Genomic DNA, 17,747 nt, shown 5'->3' with positions numbered 1-17,747 from the left:
AATAAGACCATGACCTTAAAAGAATTGTTAGTAGGTTTCGGCACCCAGGTTCGTAGTATCTGGATGATCGGCCTGCACGCGTTCGCCAAACGCGAAACGCGAATGTACCCGGAAGAGCCGGTCTATCTGCCGCCCCGTTATCGTGGTCGTATCGTTCTGACCCGCGACCCGGACGGCGAAGAGCGTTGCGTAGCTTGTAACCTCTGCGCGGTAGCCTGCCCGGTCGGCTGTATCTCGCTGCAAAAAGCAGAAACCAAAGACGGTCGCTGGTATCCGGAATTTTTCCGCATCAACTTCTCACGCTGCATTTTCTGTGGTTTGTGCGAAGAAGCCTGTCCGACCACGGCGATTCAGTTAACCCCGGATTTCGAAATGGGGGAATACAAGCGCCAGGACCTGGTTTACGAGAAAGAGGATCTGCTGATCTCCGGTCCGGGCAAATACCCGGAATATAACTTCTACCGGATGGCAGGTATGGCAATCGACGGCAAAGATAAGGGCGAAGCAGAGAACGAAGCCAAGCCTATCGACGTCAAGAGCCTGTTACCGTAAGGAGAGGGGCAATGGAGTTCGCTTTTTATATCTGTGGCCTAATAGCCATACTTGCGACCTTGCGAGTGATCACCCATACCAATCCGGTACACGCACTGCTGTACCTGATTATTTCGCTGCTGGCGATTTCCGGGGTGTTCTTCTCGCTGGGCGCTTACTTCGCCGGTGCGTTGGAAATTATCGTCTACGCGGGTGCCATTATGGTGCTGTTCGTGTTCGTGGTGATGATGCTCAACCTGGGCGGTTCGGAAATCGAACAAGAACGCCAGTGGCTGAAACCGCAGGTGTGGATTGGTCCGGCAATTTTGTCGGCCATCATGCTGGTGGTGATTGTTTACGCCATCCTCGGTGTTAACGATCAGGGTATCGACGGTACGCCAATCAGTGCTAAAGCAGTGGGTATTACGCTGTTCGGGCCTTATGTACTGGCGGTAGAACTGGCTTCTATGCTGCTGCTCGCGGGTCTGGTTGTGGCCTTCCACGTCGGTCGTGAAGAGCGTGCGGGTGAAGTGCTGAGCAATCGTAAAGACGACAGCGCGAAAAGAAAAATGGAGGAGCACGCATGATCCCCTTACAACATGGACTGATCCTCGCGGCAATCTTATTCGTTCTTGGCTTAACCGGTCTGGTTATCCGTCGCAATCTGCTGTTTATGCTGATTGGTCTGGAAATCATGATTAACGCCTCCGCGCTGGCCTTTGTGGTCGCCGGAAGCTACTGGGGCCAGACCGACGGTCAGGTGATGTACATTCTCGCCATCAGCCTCGCGGCGGCAGAAGCGAGTATCGGCCTTGCGCTGCTGCTGCAACTTCACCGTCGTCGCCAGAACCTGAACATCGATTCAGTAAGTGAGATGCGCGGATGAACATGCTTGCCTTAACCATTATTTTGCCATTGATTGGCTTCGTCCTGCTGGCATTTTCCCGTGGGCGCTGGTCTGAAAACGTCTCGGCGATCGTCGGCGTTGGCTCTGTGGGCCTGGCGGCGCTGGTAACTGCCTTTATCGGCGTTGACTTCTTCGCTAACAGTGAGCAGGCATACAGCCAGCCGCTGTGGACGTGGATGTCGGTAGGCGACTTTAACATCGGTTTCAATCTGGTGCTGGACGGCCTGTCGCTGACCATGCTCTCGGTGGTTACCGGTGTGGGTTTCCTGATCCACATGTACGCCTCCTGGTACATGCGCGGTGAAGAGGGCTACTCTCGCTTCTTCGCCTACACCAACCTGTTCATCGCCAGCATGGTGGTTCTGGTGCTCGCCGATAACCTGCTGCTGATGTACCTCGGCTGGGAAGGCGTGGGCCTGTGCTCCTATCTGCTGATCGGTTTCTATTACACCGATCCGAAGAATGGCGCAGCGGCAATGAAAGCGTTCGTCGTGACCCGTGTGGGTGACGTGTTCCTCGCTTTCGCGCTGTTCATTCTCTACAACGAGTTGGGTACGCTGAACTTCCGTGAAATGGTGGAACTGGCGCCTGCGCACTTTGCTGACGGCAATAACATGCTGATGTGGGCGACGCTGATGCTGCTGGGCGGTGCGGTTGGTAAATCTGCGCAGTTGCCGTTGCAGACATGGCTTGCTGATGCGATGGCGGGCCCGACGCCTGTCTCCGCGCTGATCCACGCCGCAACGATGGTAACCGCGGGTGTCTACCTGATCGCCCGTACCCACGGCCTGTTCCTGATGACCCCGGAAGTTCTGCATCTGGTGGGTATTGTTGGGGCGGTTACGCTGCTGCTGGCCGGTTTTGCCGCGCTGGTACAGACCGACATCAAACGTGTTCTCGCTTACTCTACCATGAGCCAGATTGGCTACATGTTCCTCGCGCTTGGCGTGCAGGCATGGGATGCGGCGATTTTCCACTTGATGACCCACGCGTTCTTTAAAGCGCTGCTGTTCCTGGCATCCGGTTCCGTCATTCTGGCCTGCCATCACGAACAGAACATCTTCAAGATGGGTGGTCTGCGTAAATCTATTCCGCTGGTTTATCTCTGCTTCCTGGTGGGCGGCGCAGCACTGTCGGCACTGCCGCTGGTCACTGCGGGCTTCTTCAGTAAGGATGAGATCCTCGCGGGTGCGATGGCGAATGGTCATATCAATCTGATGGTGGCAGGTCTGGTCGGTGCGTTTATGACCTCGCTCTACACCTTCCGTATGATTTTCATCGTCTTCCACGGAAATGAACAAATTCACGCTCACGCCGTGAAAGGGGTAACTCACAGCCTGCCGCTGATTGTGCTGCTGATCCTTTCCACCTTTGTTGGCGCACTGATTGTACCGCCGCTGCAGGGCGTGCTTCCGCAAACGACGGAGCTGGCGCACGGCAGCATGTTGACCCTGGAAATTACCTCTGGCGTGGTCGCGGTGGTCGGCATTCTGCTGGCAGCCTGGCTGTGGCTGGGTAAACGTACTCTGGTGACCTCCATCGCCAACAGTGCGCCGGGCCGCCTGCTGGGCACCTGGTGGTACAACGCCTGGGGCTTCGACTGGCTGTATGACAAAGTATTCGTCAAGCCGTTCCTGGGGATTGCCTGGTTGCTGAAACGCGATCCGCTGAACTCAATGATGAACATCCCGGCGGTTCTTTCCCGCTTTGCAGGTAAAGGTCTGCTGTTAAGCGAGAACGGCTACCTGCGCTGGTATGTGGCATCCATGAGCATCGGTGCGGTCGTGGTGCTGGCACTGTTGATGGTACTGCGTTGAGTTGTTGGCTGAGTGAATATACCCGGCGCTGCGCCGGGTCTGTGAACTAAGAATAAATTTTAGGTAACTGTTCCTGAAGTACAGGCGTCATCGGCGAAGTCAGACCGGATACCGCCAGCGCACAGCAACCGGAACGTACTTAAGTACGTGAGGATTGCGAGCACTGCCGGGATTCGGGCTGGCGAGTGAGATAGCCTGAGCAGGAGTAAATATAAGGGACATACTTAGCTATGTTATTACCCTGGTTAATACTAATCCCCTTTATCGGCGGCTTCCTGTGCTGGCAGACCGAACGCTTTGGCGTCAAGGTGCCGCGCTGGGTAGCGCTGATCACCATGGGATTGACGCTGGCGCTGTCGCTGCAACTGTGGTTGCAGGGCGGTTATTCACTGACGCAATCCGCCGGAATTCCGCAGTGGCAGTCTGAATTCGACATGCCGTGGATCCCGCGTTTTGGTATCTCTATCCATCTTGCCATTGACGGTCTGTCGCTGCTGATGGTCGTGCTGACCGGTCTGCTCGGCGTGCTGGCGGTACTCTGTTCGTGGAACGAGATCGAAAAATATCAGGGCTTCTTCCACCTAAACCTGATGTGGATCCTGGGCGGCGTTATCGGCGTGTTCCTTGCCATCGACATGTTCCTGTTCTTCTTCTTCTGGGAAATGATGTTGGTGCCGATGTACTTCCTGATCGCACTGTGGGGGCATAAAGCTTCTGACGGTAAAACGCGTATCACGGCGGCAACCAAGTTCTTCATTTACACCCAGGCGAGTGGTCTGGTGATGTTGATCGCCATCCTGGCGCTGGTTTTTGTTCACTACAATGCGACCGGCGTCTGGACCTTCAACTATGAAGAGCTGCTGAATACGCCAATGTCCAGTGGTGTGGAATACCTGTTAATGCTGGGCTTCTTCATCGCCTTCGCAGTCAAAATGCCGGTGGTTCCGCTGCATGGCTGGCTGCCGGATGCGCACTCCCAGGCTCCGACCGCCGGTTCCGTTGACCTCGCGGGGATCTTGCTGAAAACTGCCGCTTACGGTTTGCTGCGTTTCTCCCTGCCGCTGTTCCCGAACGCGTCGGCAGAGTTCGCGCCAATTGCTATGTGGCTGGGTGTTATCGGCATCTTCTACGGTGCGTGGATGGCCTTCGCCCAGACCGATATCAAACGTCTGATCGCCTACACCTCGGTTTCCCACATGGGCTTCGTGCTGATTGCTATCTACACTGGCAGCCAGTTGGCCTACCAGGGCGCGGTAATCCAGATGATTGCGCACGGCTTGTCGGCGGCGGGTCTGTTTATTCTTTGTGGTCAGCTCTATGAACGTATCCATACCCGCGACATGCGCATGATGGGCGGTCTGTGGAGCAAGATGAAATGGCTGCCAGCACTGTCGCTGTTCTTTGCGGTGGCAACGCTTGGGATGCCAGGCACCGGTAACTTCGTCGGCGAATTTATGATTCTGTTCGGCAGCTTCCAGGTTGTCCCGGTGATTACCGTTATCTCTACCTTTGGGCTGGTCTTTGCATCTGTTTATTCGCTGGCGATGTTGCATCGCGCTTACTTCGGTAAAGCGAAAAGCCAGATTGCCAGCCAGGAACTGCCAGGGATGTCGCTGCGTGAGCTGTTTATGATCCTGTTGCTGGTGGTGCTGCTGGTACTGCTGGGCTTCTATCCGCAGCCGATTCTGGATACCTCGCACTCCGCGATTGGCAATATCCAGCAGTGGTTTGTTAATTCCGTTACTACTACAAGGCCGTAAATCGCCATGACAATAACTCCACAAAACCTGATCGCACTGCTACCGTTGCTGATCGTCGGCTTGACGGTGGTGGTTGTGATGCTCTCCATTGCGTGGCGACGCAATCATTTCCTCAACGCTACGCTCTCGGTTATTGGGCTTAACGCGGCGCTGGTTTCGCTCTGGTTTGTCGGCCAGGCGGGCGCTATGGACGTTACGCCGCTGATGCGCGTTGATGGTTTCGCCATGCTTTACACCGGGCTGGTATTGTTGGCGAGCCTCGCCACCTGTACTTTCGCCTACCCGTGGCTTGAAGGCTATAACGACAACAAGGACGAGTTCTACCTGTTGGTGTTAATTGCCGCCCTGGGCGGGATCCTGCTGGCGAATGCTAACCATCTGGCGTCTCTGTTCCTCGGTATCGAACTGATCTCTTTGCCGCTGTTTGGTCTGGTCGGTTACGCTTTCCGCCAGAAACGTTCGCTGGAAGCCAGTATCAAATACACCATTCTTTCTGCCGCAGCGTCTTCTTTCCTGCTGTTTGGTATGGCGCTGGTGTATGCGCAGTCTGGGGATCTGTCGTTCGTTGCACTGGGTAAAAACCTCGGCGACGGTATGCTCAACGAGCCGCTGTTGCTGGCAGGTTTCGGCCTGATGATTGTTGGCCTCGGCTTCAAACTCTCTCTGGTGCCGTTCCACCTGTGGACGCCAGACGTATACCAGGGCGCGCCTGCGCCGGTTTCCACTTTCCTGGCGACGGCGAGCAAAATCGCTATCTTCGGTGTGGTGATGCGTCTGTTCCTTTACGCACCAGTGGGTGACAGCGAAGCGATTCGCGTGGTGCTGGCGATTATCGCCTTTGCCTCCATCATCTTCGGTAACCTGATGGCGCTGAGCCAGACCAACATCAAACGTCTGCTCGGTTACTCATCTATCTCTCACCTCGGCTATCTGCTGGTGGCGCTGATTGCGCTGCAAACTGGCGAGATGTCGATGGAAGCGGTAGGGGTTTACCTGGCCGGTTATCTGTTCAGCAGCCTCGGCGCGTTCGGCGTGGTCAGCCTGATGTCCAGCCCATATCGTGGCCCGGATGCTGATTCCCTGTTCTCTTACCGCGGTCTGTTCTGGCATCGTCCGATCCTCGCGGCGGTGATGACGGTGATGATGCTGTCTCTGGCCGGTATTCCGATGACGCTGGGCTTTATCGGTAAGTTCTACGTGCTGGCAGTCGGTGTCCAGGCGCACTTGTGGTGGCTGGTGGGGGCCGTGGTTGTCGGTTCGGCAATCGGCCTTTACTACTACCTGCGCGTGGCGGTGAGCCTGTACCTGCACGCCCCGGAACAACCGGGTCGCGATGCACCGTCAAACTGGCAGTACAGCGCGGGCGGTATCGTGGTGCTGATCTCTGCACTGTTGGTACTGGTGCTGGGTGTATGGCCGCAACCGCTGATTAGTATTGTGCGTTTGGCAATGCCGCTGATGTAAGGTTGAGTGTTGATGTTAAAAAACCGCCGATTTCGGCGGTTTTTTTATGGTGTTATGATTTGATTGGGTTTGTGCAGGTTTTATTTTGGAAACGTTTATTGTATTTATAATTATAGTCTGAAGAGACAATAGTATTATAGTTTATGGTTGACGCACTTGCATAACACGCCACATCAACGTTTAAATCGTTAATGATGAAGTCGATCATGTCTTCAGTACCATTCATTATAATAAACTTTACTAATGTTATATTTTCACCAAAATCACCATATTCTTGACCAATCACGGAAGGTAGGTATTCTTTGTTCTTTATTTTTGATATTACGGACTGGTTATCACCTAAAACAACATGCATAGCGATAATGTCATTTTCATTTTCAGGTTGAACAAATTTTGAAAAATAAGAAGCACTAAGCTTATTTGAGTTTAAAATAGAATTATGCAAGTCTACCGGTTTGATAAATAAATGCTTTTGCCATTTTGGAACGAGCTTTAGTAGAAAATCGAGCATTTGGATTTTTTGTGCACTGCACTTTTCGTCTCTTAAACATCGCTTTAAATCAATTAATCTAGTGTCTATAATACCTTTATCATTCTGAATCTCTTTCTTTTTATTATCATCTATTTTGCTATATAGAAATTTTAAGAAATTAATGCTTGTTACGTTAGCAAAAGAATAGTTGACAGCATAATCGCTGGTAAAGTCGTCTTTAAATTCACTACACTGGATAACTTTCTCGAATGAAGTGATTGGGTAGTCAAAGTTATATGTTCTGTTATAGTTAAATTTCATATTGAACAAAAGTGAATTGATACCCTCCGGGCATGTTTTCCAAAGTTTATCCAATGCAGTACCATCCCCTTGTCTTAGTGCCGTATTCACAGCAGTGTCATAATCTGATTCGTTTTTCATGGGGAATAAATAGAATGTATGTAAAACAAATATAATGGCAAAGGCGCGCCAGCCTGTAAATAAAATCTTGCGTGGGCTGCAATATATGCTTTTCCTTAGAAAACACACATACCATAAAATTAATGTATAGGGTATGAGGTTGAAAATATATTCAAAGAAAGAATCGAAATACTTATTGAAATAAAATAAATAGGCTAATGCGGTAGTGCCGATTGGCAATTCCAGATAGATTAAAGAAATGAAACCGGTGTTATCCCTTTTCTCTTTATCCCATCGAAGAAGAAACGGTACGATAAAGAGTATTGGTATGATAAAGGCTAATGCATAACACGCAAAAATGATAATTACAGCACCCGTTGAAAATGACAATATACATCCTCCATGAAGTATTTTTAAAATTTTTCGTAATGAGCAATATGTTTTAATCCCACCAACAATTAACCGGATGCATACCCGCAGGGACTTCAACCCATCCATGATCTGTATCTTCTTCCCATCCTTCCCGGCACTCATCAGGGGCAATTTCTTCTGCAAACCAATTCTGAACTTCTTCGGGTGAGGCAGAAGTGATAACTGAAATTCTTTCGCTAAAGGGCCAGTTAGGGTCATCGAACATCGTAATTTCTACCAAAACATCACTGACATCGTTACGCTCACGAATTTTCAGCAAATGGTGGTAGATAGCTTGCGGAGATTGTTCTGGAGTCACATTGCAACATATTGAACCGAGGATATTATTTCCGATAAAAAAATCCTCAAGAGATAACAATGGACGGGGGGTAGCAGGCTCGTTAACATCACCATTGATATTAACAAGTTGGGTAATGCGTTCTAAAGGTGTCATAATTATTCCCTGAAATAATGTATTCATCAAATGAATGGCATTGTTTGAATTCATTAGCGGATAAATAGTGACAATGCCACACGTCTTATTAGTTTCAGGCGCATCATAACATGGATGTTAAGCAGGAAAAGGTGAAATATTCAGTCAGGCTGGGTCGTGATCCAGACGTTGTTATATATAGCATCATAAATATTTAAAGGGGTTTGACATGGAATGGTTAAGTGAAATTCGCAAACTTCGGGAGCACGTACCTGTCGGTATCCAGTCTGCCAGACGTTTGCTAGAGAGGACTGGCGGTAATGTTGATGAGGCCATTAAATTCTTTCATATTGATCAAATCAATATATTGACTGCAAAAGTAGACGTCACACATCAGGAAGCAGAGAATGTTTTGTTGGCTACAAACTATGATATTGCAGAAGCTCTTCGGCGTATTGATGAACAACGCTATACACTGACGGAATTGATTTTGCGTAAAAATAAGGATGCCGGAGATGCCTTAAACAAAATAGCATTGGCGATTGAATATGAGTGGGATCTCAAGCGTAAGTTTTGGTTTAGTTTTGCAGATATCCAATTATTACAGCCAGTTTTACAAACTTTTATGCTGGTTTATGAATGGCATGAATATGTTGGTTGGGAAGGAATGGATTGTGGGATCTTTTTTGAAAGTGATCATATTCACCAACAATTGCAAGCGTTGGGATTGTCAGAACTTGCAAAAAAAATGGTTACTGCAAGAATCCGATATAATGAGTTAAAAGAGAAGGTAAAAAATTTTCATGAGATTACAAAGGATGAAATATTCAAAATGCTTATCACACATTGTGACCAACTTGCAAAAGATGTTGATTCTGTGTTACTGCAATTTGTGGAGGATAATATTGAGTTTTTCCCATGTCGTCACAATGGACACGATTTTTAAAAAATCATCTCAAAATTGAACAGACTTTTTATCTACCTGGTAATTTCCAGGTAATGACAGGTTGAGTTCCGTTTTCATCCAAGATTCCAAATCGTTGCCAACACAGATGACATCGCTGTTATATACCGAATACACGGCATTGCTTTAAGAATGCGACTAAGCAAGCATTTAGCGATATTTATACAAGGGGATAAAAACCGGACCATGGTTAAATATTTTTTCAAGATGATCTTGGCGTAAATTTTAACTAATGGGTCTTTCTCCCCCAGGCATCAAGCTATATCACCCAACAATAACCGTCAGCGCATGATTCCCTTGTCGCAGCATACGTCGATACGCGCTAATCAGCTTTTCCATATCAAGCATGATCGAAGCAAAGAGTTGCCCCTCTAACTCTTCTGAAAAGGTCACTCCCGGATAAATCTCCATTTCATTGAGTCGCTGAATGGAAAACTGTTTACGCAGCTCACTTCGATCCAGAGCTTCCAGGCGGTCGATTGTCGCGGCTAACTCCTGATTCCAGGTCAATCCCAGGAAACCATCTATGCCATCTTCGAGGCTGTGTTCACCAAGCACGGCACGACTCAGCGGATCATTCTTCGCTGGATCAAAAGCAGAGGTACCCGTTAGGCCAAAATGTAAAAAATCCCAGCGTTTATCAATATCCAGTCGGCGTAAACCTGAAAGCGTGTCATGAATATTGTCCATTAAGGGTTTTTCAGTAGACTCAAGCAGTCGGTTAATTCTTTCTGAGTCAATTTCTGCAAAATAGCCAATCATTCCCATTTGTTTTTCCTCCGTTGAATTTAATTTTTCGCATCTTAAAACAGACGAGGGAAAATAAAATGCGCATGTTGCTTTTTCTGGATCTTCCTCGAGAAATTTTTATTATTTACTGTTTTGCAACAAGGTTATAACGCCATCCACCACCTGAGCCATTTTCTGATAATTGAGTCTGTCTGCGGTATCGCCAGGTAAGTGGTATTGTTTATTACGATAAAAAGCGGTGTCAGTAATCATTACGGCGGGAATATCGTGTTGCCAATAATTAAGGTGGTCGGAGAAATCGATACCGGGAATAAAACCAGGTGCATTAATAGAATAAACAGGCAACTCTTTTGCTGATAACAACGCAGATTTTACCTGACGCACAGCGCTGATATCCTGCACTCTGCCGACGACAGCAATAAAATCACCATGGTCGGGATAAAGCCAGGACATGACAGAGTAAGGGTAATCCTGACTCCTTGGTGCGGAGTCTTAATAACCTATCATCTCCAGTGCTATCATTAATTTCACCGGACGCTCAAGCGAAGCGGCGTGTACCGCGCTCCCCATTTCATTGCTACGAAAGAAGGGCGGTTCTTCCGACGCATAGGCGACCAGTTGCACACCTATTTTCGGCGCTTGCTGCTGTAACAAACGTGCCAGTTCGAGTAATCCTGCCACACCGCTGGCGTTATCATCCGCTCCCGGCGTATAGGTTAATTGATCGTTTTCGTAACTGCTGGCAGAGTCATAGTGCGCACCGATAATAATCTGTGGTCCATCGGTAGGACCATAATCAGCAACAATGTTTTTGTAGGGGCCACCAGTAATGGGGACATCCTGCCCGGTAACTCTGGCGCCGCTACTGACAAAGACCTCTTTTATATACTCTGCGGACCTATTCAGATTATCAATATTGTCGGCACTACGTGGATGCACAGTTTGTGTAAAATAGCGAACTGTTTTTTCTAATTGCTCGGGACTTGCGTGCTGGGGCGTTGGTGGTAATGCATTGACCCAGGGTTGGTAAAAAACAATCAGAGGAAGTGAACACAGGAACAATATAAAAAAGGAAAAGGTTATTTTTTTCATATATAAATTGTTGATAGGTTTCGTTGTTGAATCATTATTTGTTATAGGTTTCGAGATCGTATTTTATTAAGATTAGCCGGATTATACAAAGAGTCTATTTTATGTCTGGTGGTTGAGTTTATTTAAAAGGATTTTATATGCGAAATAAAAATATAATCATGTTGCTTATTAGTAGTTTGATTTTGTGAGGATGTGGGCCGGAATCTGATGATAAGGAAAGTCAGCAACAACAATCTACTACACCCACAGACCAGCAAGTACTTGCCGCGCAACAAGCGGCAACAAAAGTGGCGGAGCAAAGAGCCGCCGCCGCTAAAGCCGCGAAAGCAAAAACCTTAGCCCTGCATGAAGCGCAACAATCCTCAGACAAACAGGCTTTGCAGGGGCGATTGCAGGAAGCGCCAACATTTGAAAGAGCGGCTAAAGCAAAAGCTACACGTATCGCAAATCCAGGAACCGCTCGCTATCAGCTGTTCGATGATAATCCGGTTAAGCAGGTAGCGCAAAACCCGTTGGCGACGTTTAGCCTTGACGTCGACACCGGCAGCTAACGCTGAATGGGCAAAAAGCATCAATTGATAAGTTACGCTATGTCCCGGATAACAAATCAGCGAAATCAGATAAAGCGAAAGAACTGGCCTGGTTAAAGATTCGTTGGAAATACCCGCAGGGAAAAGAAAGTCAGTTAGTTGAATTCCCGTTGGCACCCACAATAAACGCACCTTCAGAATATATGCGTTTTCGCGCAGCAGTCTCTGCGTATGGGCTAAAATTGCGCGGTTCTGAATACCTGAATAATACATCCTGGCAGCAGATCGAACAGTGGGCGCGGCAAGCAAAAGGACCCGACCAACAAGGCTACAGAGCGGAATTTATTCGTCTGATTGGGCTGGCGGAAGATCTGGACAATTCACAAAACTATAAATGATAAATCTGTTTGCCGGATATCGACATCAAGCGTATTCGGCAAACAGATGAAAAATAAATGCGTTGGTATCATTAAATTAATCTGCCAACTAACCACCGCTTTCGACTTAAATGCTAAACACCGCGAAATCGCTCGCCAGTTCAGTTGCCGGGAAAATCGTCCGGCACTCGTGTAACAAGTGCTGACAGCCTTTATCATCATAGCGTGAACTAACATGGGTAATGATTAGCTTACCGACACCAGCTTCACGGGCCAGTGCCGCCGCCTGGCGTGTGGAGCTGTGGCCGCGACTGTTGGCTTTGGCCTCCATCGCCAAATCCAGAGTCGCTTCGTGAACCATTACGTCGACACCTTTGGCCAGCGCCAGCGCGGCATCGCAAGGACCCGTATCGCCGAAAATGGCGATCGCTTTTCCTGGTGTAGGCGCGGCTAAGTAATCAGCGCCGTTAATCTGCCGACCGTCTTCCAATGTGACAGTTTTTCCGGCTTTCAAATCCTGAAACAATGGGCCTGGCGGTACGCCTGCGGCCTTTAATGCCTGGGCATTCAGCGCACCAGGCTTATCATGTTCTTCTACACGATAGCCGTAACACTCCAGCGGATGTTCCATCGGATAAGCTGTCACTTTACGCAAGCCATCATCAAGAATTTCGCCTGCGCTAATTTCAATAATCTCCAGTGGATAATCGGTCCACGAGCCACTAATGCGTAGCGCTGTCTCAACAAATTCACGGATACCTTTCGGACCATAAATGGTTAAGGGTTGCACAATACCTGACATGGAACGACTGCACAGCAAACCGGGCAGGCCGAAAAGATGATCGCCATGAAGATGGCTAATAAAAATCCTGTCCAGTTTGCCGGGATTAAACACCGTGTGCAGCATTTGGTGTTGAGTGCCTTCGCCACAGTCAAATAACCAAAGTCCGGCCTGGGTCGGATGTTGCAGATTAAGCAATATCGCCGTGACATTACGCGCCCGGGTCGGAACTCCCGCCGAAGTACCTAAGAAAATTAATTCCATAAGACCATCACATTTCTAAAAATAATCCGGCTAGTATAAGGCATACAACCAAAAGGAGCGCATCATGATCGACTGGCAGGATCTTCATCACTCTGAATTATCGGTTTCTCATCTTTATGCCTTATTACAACTGCGTTGTGCGGTATTCGTTGTCGAACAAAACTGTCCTTATCAGGATGTCGATGGTGACGATCTGGTAGGGGAAAATCGTCATATTCTCGGCTGGCAAAACGGGAAACTGGTAGCGTATGCGAGGATTCTGAAAAGTGATGATGATCTCGAACCGGTGGTGATTGGTCGGGTGATTGTCAGCGAAGCGTTGCGGGGCGAAAAAGTGGGGCAGCAACTGATGAGTAAGGCGCTGGAATCATGTACGCGCCACTGGCCGGACAAGGCGATTTATCTGGGAGCGCAGGCGCACTTACAAAACTTTTACCGCAGTTTTGGCTTTATCCCCGTAACGGATATCTACGAGGAAGATGGTATTCCCCACATTGGGATGGCGCGCGAAGTCATTCAGGCGTAATTGATAACCGTTGTCTATAGTTAGTGGCAGGTTTTAAGCAAATGGAGAACGAGAATGTCTAATCAATTTGGTGATACACGCATCGATGACGACCTGACGTTGCTGAGTGAAACACTGGAAGAAGTGCTGAGCTCCTCTGGCGATCCCGCCGATCAGAAATATGTTGAGCTGAAGGCGCGAGCAGAGAAGGCGCTGGATGATGTGAAAAAAAGAGTCAGTCAGGCTTCGGACAGCTATTACTATCGGGCGAAGCAAGCGGTTTATCGTGCCGACGACTACGTTCATGAAAAACCGTGGCAGGGGATTGGCGTTGGCGCTGCGGTTGGTTTGGTATTAGGACTGTTGCTGGCACGCCGTTAAAACCTCCCTACACTGGGGTACTGCATTTTTTTTGCAGTACCCCGTATAATGTGAGGCTTTTAACAGGGAGAGGTCCGCGTGCAATCACTCACTACGGCGCTGGAAAATCTATTGCGCCATCTGTCGCAAGAGTTTCCAGCGACGCCCGGCATTCGGGTTTTTGATGTTCCTTTCCCATTAAATGACGCCTTTGATGCCTTAAGCTGGCTGGCCAGCCAGAAAATGTATCCGCAATTTTACTGGCAACAACGCAATGGTGATGAAGAGGCTGCCGTGCTGGGTACAATAGCCAGCTTTTCGTCGCTGGCGCAGGCGCAGCGTTTTCTCCGACAATACCCGGATCACACCGACTTACGTATCTGGGGGCTGAATGCGTTTGACCCTTCCCAGGGCAATTTACTCCTCCCGCGGTTGGAATGGCGACGCTGTGCAGGCAAAGCGACCCTTCGACTGACCCTTTTCAGCGAAAACTCCCTTCAGCAAGACGCACATCAGGCAAAGGAATACATTGCTGCTCTGGCAAATATTAAACCGTTGCCAGCTCTGCATTTAACCATCACCCAAGAAAATCACTGGCCGGACAAACCAGCCTGGACGGGGTTAATTAAACTGGCGACCGACACCATTGCTGAAGGTGAACTGGATAAAGTGGTGTTGGCGCGGGCGACCGACCTGCATTTCTCCGATTCAGTTAACGCGGCGGCAATGATGGCTGCCAGCCGTCGGTTGAACCTGAACTGCTACCATTTCTACATGGCCTTTGATGGCGAAAGCGCGTTCCTGGGTTCATCTCCTGAGCGGCTTTGGCGGCGGCGTGACAAAGCGTTGCGTACTGAAGCACTGGCGGGAACGGTGGCGAATCATCCTGATGATAAACAGGCGCAGCAACTGGGCGAGTGGCTGATGGCGGATGATAAAAACCAGCGCGAGAATATGCTGGTGGTGGAAGATATCTGCCAGCGATTACAGAGCGACACCCAGGCGCTGGATGTTTTACCGCCGCAGGTGCTTCGTCTGCGTAAAGTGCAGCATCTGCGTCGCTGTATCTGGACCTCGCTTAATACGGCAGATGATGTGGTTTGTCTGCATCAGTTGCAGCCAACGGCAGCGGTGGCAGGTTTACCGCGCGATTTGGCACGGCAGTTCATCGCCCGGCACGAACCGTTTACCCGTGAATGGTATGCGGGTTCTGCGGGCTATCTCTCATTACAACAAAGCGAATTCTGCGTTTCCCTGCGCTCGGCGAAAATCAGTGGCAATGTCGTGCGATTGTATGCCGGAGCGGGTATTGTCCGAGGCTCAGACCCCGAACTGGAGTGGCAGGAAATCGACAACAAAGCGGCAGGACTGCGCACTTTATTACAATTGGAATAGTAATGAGTCGCATCATTACCGATTCATATCAATAATCTCTTTTTGTAGCTCCTTATACTTAGCCGCAATATTGATACCGGACAAACTCATGTCAGTAAGCGCATTTAACCGACGCTGGGCGGCGGTCATTCTGGAAGCATTAACACGTCACGGCGTCAGACACGTCTGCATCGCCCCTGGCTCTCGTTCTACGCCATTAACTCTGGCGGCGGCGGAAAATTCCGCTTTCATTCATCACACTCATTTTGATGAGCGTGGGCTGGGGCATTTGGCGCTGGGGCTGGCGAAAGTCAGCAAGCAGCCGGTGGCGGTGATAGTGACTTCCGGCACGGCGGTAGCGAATCTCTATCCGGCACTGATTGAAGCTGGGTTAACCGGAGAAAAACTGATCCTGTTAACCGCCGATCGTCCTCCGGAATTGATTGACTGCGGCGCAAATCAGGCAATTCGTCAGCCGGGCATGTTCGCCTCTCATCCTACGCATAGCATTTCACTACCGCGCCCGACGCAGGATATTCCCGCCCGTTGGCTGGTTTCTACTATCGACCACGCTTTAGGCACGCTGCATGCGGGCGGAGTCCATATCAACTGCCCGTTTGCCGAACCGCTTTATGGCGAGATGGACGATACCGGACTTAGCTGGCAACAACGTCTTGGCGACTGGTGGCAGGGCGACAAACCGTGGCTGCGTGAAGCGCCTCGTCTTGAGAGCGAAAAACAGCGCGACTGGTTCTTCTGGCGGCAAAAGCGCGGCGTGGTGGTTGCCGGGCGCATGAGTGCGGAAGAGGGCAAAAAAGTTGCCCTGTGGGCGCAAACACTTGGCTGGCCGCTGATTGGCGACGTGCTGTCGCAAACCGGGCAGCCGCTGCCGTGTGCCGATCTCTGGTTAGGCAATGCCAAAGCGACCAGCGAACTGCAACAGGCGCAGATTGTCGTGCAACTGGGGAGCAGCCTGACCGGTAAACGGTTACTGCAATGGCAGGCAAGCTGTGAACCAGAAGAATACTGGATTGTTGATAACATCGAAGGGCAGCTTGACCCGGCACACCACCGTGGACGTCGCCTGGTCGCCAATATTGCCGACTGGCTGGAGCTGCATCCGGCTGAAAAACGCCAGCCCTGGTGCGTGGAGATCCCGCGTCTGGCTGAACAGGCAATGCAGGCAGTTGTTGCCCGTCGTGATGCGTTTGGCGAAGCACAACTGGCGCACCGCATCAGAGACTATTTGCCTGAACAGGGGCAACTGTTTGTCGGTAATAGCCTGGTGGTACGTCTGATTGATGCGCTTTCGCAACTTCCGGCAGGTTACCCGGTATATAGCAACCGTGGGGCCAGCGGAATAGATGGGCTGATTTCTACCGCCGCAGGCGTTCAGAGGGCTAGTGGTAAACCGACGCTGGCGATTGTGGGCGATCTCTCTGCTCTTTACGATCTCAACGCGCTGGCGCTATTGCGTCAGGTTTCCGCGCCGCTGGTATTAATTGTGGTGAACAACAACGGCGGACAAATTTTCTCGCTGTTGCCGACGCCGAAAAGCGAGCGCGAGCGTTTCTATCTGATGCCGCAAAACGTCCATTTTGAGCACGCTGCCGCGATGTTTGAGCTGAAATATCATCGTCCGCAAAACTGGCAGGAACTTGAAACGGCACTTGCCGACGCCTGGCGCACTCCGACCACCACGGTGATTGAAATGGTGGTTAACGACACCGACGGCGCGCAAACCCTCCAGCAACTGCTGGCGCAGGTAAGCCATTTATGATCCTGCACGCACAGGCAAAACACGGCAAGCCAGGTTTACCCTGGCTGGTGTTTTTGCATGGTTTCTCCGGCGATTGCCTCGAATGGCAGGAAGTCGGCGAGGCGTTTGCAGACTACTCGCGGTTGTATGTTGATCTTCCAGGTCACGGCGGTTCGGCGGCAATTAGCGTCGATGGATTTGATGATGTCACCGACTTACTGCGTAAAACCTTTGTTAGTTACAACATCCTTAACTTCTGGCTGGTGGGGTACTCGCTCGGTGGACGGGTGGCGATGATGGCGGCTTGTCAGGGGATGGCGGGGCTTTGTGGCGTGATTGTCGAAGGTGGGCATCCCGGGCTGCAAAGTGCTGAACAACGCACGGAACGTCAGCTTTCCGATCATCGCTGGGCGCAGCGTTTTTGTTCAGAACCGTTAACGGCGGTATTTGCCGACTGGTATCAACAGCCTGTTTTTGCCTCGCTCAATGACGATCAACGCCGGGAGCTGGTGGCGCTGCGCAGCAACAATAACGGCGCAACCCTTGCCGCGATGCTGGAGGCCACTTCTCTCGCCGTCCAGCCTGATTTACGTGCTAACCTTAGCGCCCGCACATTTGCGTTTTATTATTTATGTGGTGAACGTGACAGCAAATTCCGCGCTCTGGCGGCGGAACTGGCTGCCGACTGCCATGTCATTCCTCGCGCCGGACATAACGCGCATCGGGAAAATCCCGCTGGCGTTATCGCAAGTCTGGCGCAGATCTTGCGTTTCTGA

The 17,747-nt window shown here is 50.2% G+C and carries 16 protein-coding genes and 2 pseudogenes; 13 read left to right on the top strand and 5 right to left on the bottom strand.

Annotated features, from left to right (window positions below; all coding sequences use genetic code 11):
• Positions 1–9 precede the first annotated feature (9 nt).
• The 6 genes from nuoI (at position 10) to nuoN (ending at position 6,479) form a co-directional block, all read left to right on the top strand.
• The gene (gene nuoI / locus D9734_RS10215) at positions 10–552 is read left to right on the top strand and encodes an NADH-quinone oxidoreductase subunit NuoI (protein ID WP_000172749.1); all 543 of its coding nucleotides are present in this window, start codon (positions 10–12) and stop codon (positions 550–552) included.
• An 11-nt stretch (positions 553–563) separates the two neighbouring features.
• On the top strand, positions 564–1,118 hold the full coding sequence (gene nuoJ, locus D9734_RS10210) for an NADH-quinone oxidoreductase subunit J (protein WP_130207215.1): 555 nt from the start codon (positions 564–566) through the stop codon (positions 1,116–1,118).
• Entirely contained in the window at positions 1,115–1,417 is a 303-nt protein-coding gene (gene nuoK, locus D9734_RS10205) for an NADH-quinone oxidoreductase subunit NuoK (protein ID WP_000612644.1), read from the top strand. The genes nuoJ and nuoK overlap by 4 nt, the downstream gene beginning before the upstream one ends.
• Positions 1,414–3,255 carry an NADH-quinone oxidoreductase subunit L gene (gene nuoL / locus D9734_RS10200; RefSeq protein ID WP_130207213.1) on the top strand — a complete coding sequence of 614 codons (1,842 nt, stop codon included), beginning with the start codon at positions 1,414–1,416 and terminating at the stop codon, positions 3,253–3,255. The genes nuoK and nuoL overlap by 4 nt, the downstream gene beginning before the upstream one ends.
• 230 nt (positions 3,256–3,485) lie before the next feature.
• Entirely contained in the window at positions 3,486–5,015 is a 1,530-nt protein-coding gene (gene nuoM / locus D9734_RS10195; protein ID WP_130207211.1) for an NADH-quinone oxidoreductase subunit M, read from the top strand.
• A gap of 6 nt (positions 5,016–5,021) precedes the next feature.
• Positions 5,022–6,479 carry an NADH-quinone oxidoreductase subunit NuoN gene (gene nuoN / locus D9734_RS10190; RefSeq protein WP_000156701.1) on the top strand — a complete coding sequence of 486 codons (1,458 nt, stop codon included), beginning with the start codon at positions 5,022–5,024 and terminating at the stop codon, positions 6,477–6,479.
• A 52-nt stretch (positions 6,480–6,531) separates the two neighbouring features.
• Here the strand turns inward: nuoN and D9734_RS10185 are convergent, their stop codons facing one another.
• Positions 6,532–7,869: a hypothetical protein gene (locus D9734_RS10185; protein WP_130207209.1), complete on the bottom strand. Its 1,338-nt coding sequence runs from the start codon at positions 7,867–7,869 to the stop codon at positions 6,532–6,534.
• The gene (locus D9734_RS10180) at positions 7,814–8,236 is read right to left on the bottom strand and encodes a hypothetical protein (RefSeq protein WP_130207206.1); all 423 of its coding nucleotides are present in this window, start codon (positions 8,234–8,236) and stop codon (positions 7,814–7,816) included. Before D9734_RS10180 ends, D9734_RS10185 begins: the two co-directional genes overlap by 56 nt.
• 208 nt (positions 8,237–8,444) lie before the next feature.
• Between D9734_RS10180 and D9734_RS10175 the strand changes: the two genes are divergently transcribed.
• On the top strand, positions 8,445–9,161 hold the full coding sequence (locus D9734_RS10175) for a hypothetical protein (RefSeq protein WP_130207204.1): 717 nt from the start codon (positions 8,445–8,447) through the stop codon (positions 9,159–9,161).
• 282 nt (positions 9,162–9,443) lie between these two features.
• Here the strand turns inward: D9734_RS10175 and D9734_RS10170 are convergent, their stop codons facing one another.
• Positions 9,444–9,947, bottom strand: coding sequence for a YfbM family protein (locus tag D9734_RS10170; protein ID WP_130207202.1), 504 nt, complete (start codon positions 9,945–9,947; stop codon positions 9,444–9,446).
• 102 nt (positions 9,948–10,049) lie between these two features.
• Positions 10,050–11,021 (bottom strand): annotated as a pseudogene (locus D9734_RS10165) (M28 family metallopeptidase).
• Between the two features lie 137 nt (positions 11,022–11,158).
• On the opposite strand from D9734_RS10165, the pseudogene D9734_RS10160 reads away from it, so the two are divergent.
• A pseudogene (locus tag D9734_RS10160) lies at positions 11,159–11,949 on the top strand (von Willebrand factor type A domain-containing protein).
• A gap of 106 nt (positions 11,950–12,055) precedes the next feature.
• On the opposite strand, the gene rbn reads toward D9734_RS10160, so the two are convergent.
• Positions 12,056–12,973, bottom strand: coding sequence for a ribonuclease BN (gene rbn, locus D9734_RS10155; protein ID WP_130207200.1), 918 nt, complete (start codon positions 12,971–12,973; stop codon positions 12,056–12,058).
• A gap of 64 nt (positions 12,974–13,037) precedes the next feature.
• Between rbn and D9734_RS10150 the strand changes: the two genes are divergently transcribed.
• From D9734_RS10150 to menH, 5 genes are all read left to right on the top strand, one after another.
• Positions 13,038–13,499 carry a GNAT family N-acetyltransferase gene (locus D9734_RS10150; protein ID WP_130207198.1) on the top strand — a complete coding sequence of 154 codons (462 nt, stop codon included), beginning with the start codon at positions 13,038–13,040 and terminating at the stop codon, positions 13,497–13,499.
• 54 nt (positions 13,500–13,553) lie between these two features.
• Positions 13,554–13,859: a stress response protein ElaB gene (gene elaB / locus D9734_RS10145; RefSeq protein ID WP_001564816.1), complete on the top strand. Its 306-nt coding sequence runs from the start codon at positions 13,554–13,556 to the stop codon at positions 13,857–13,859.
• Positions 13,860–13,937: 78 nt separating this feature from the next.
• Entirely contained in the window at positions 13,938–15,233 is a 1,296-nt protein-coding gene (gene menF / locus D9734_RS10140; protein ID WP_130207196.1) for an isochorismate synthase MenF, read from the top strand.
• Between the two features lie 88 nt (positions 15,234–15,321).
• Positions 15,322–16,992, top strand: a complete 1,671-nt coding sequence (gene menD, locus D9734_RS10135) for a 2-succinyl-5-enolpyruvyl-6-hydroxy-3-cyclohexene-1-carboxylic-acid synthase (RefSeq protein ID WP_130207194.1) — start codon at positions 15,322–15,324, stop codon at positions 16,990–16,992.
• On the top strand, positions 16,989–17,747 hold the full coding sequence (menH, locus tag D9734_RS10130) for a 2-succinyl-6-hydroxy-2,4-cyclohexadiene-1-carboxylate synthase (protein WP_130207192.1): 759 nt from the start codon (positions 16,989–16,991) through the stop codon (positions 17,745–17,747). The genes menD and menH overlap by 4 nt, the downstream gene beginning before the upstream one ends.

Source organism: Escherichia sp. E14S1, from assembly GCF_004211995.1.
Classification (GTDB): Bacteria; Pseudomonadota; Gammaproteobacteria; order Enterobacterales; family Enterobacteriaceae; genus Escherichia.
This window is presented reverse-complemented; position numbering and strand designations above follow the sequence as displayed.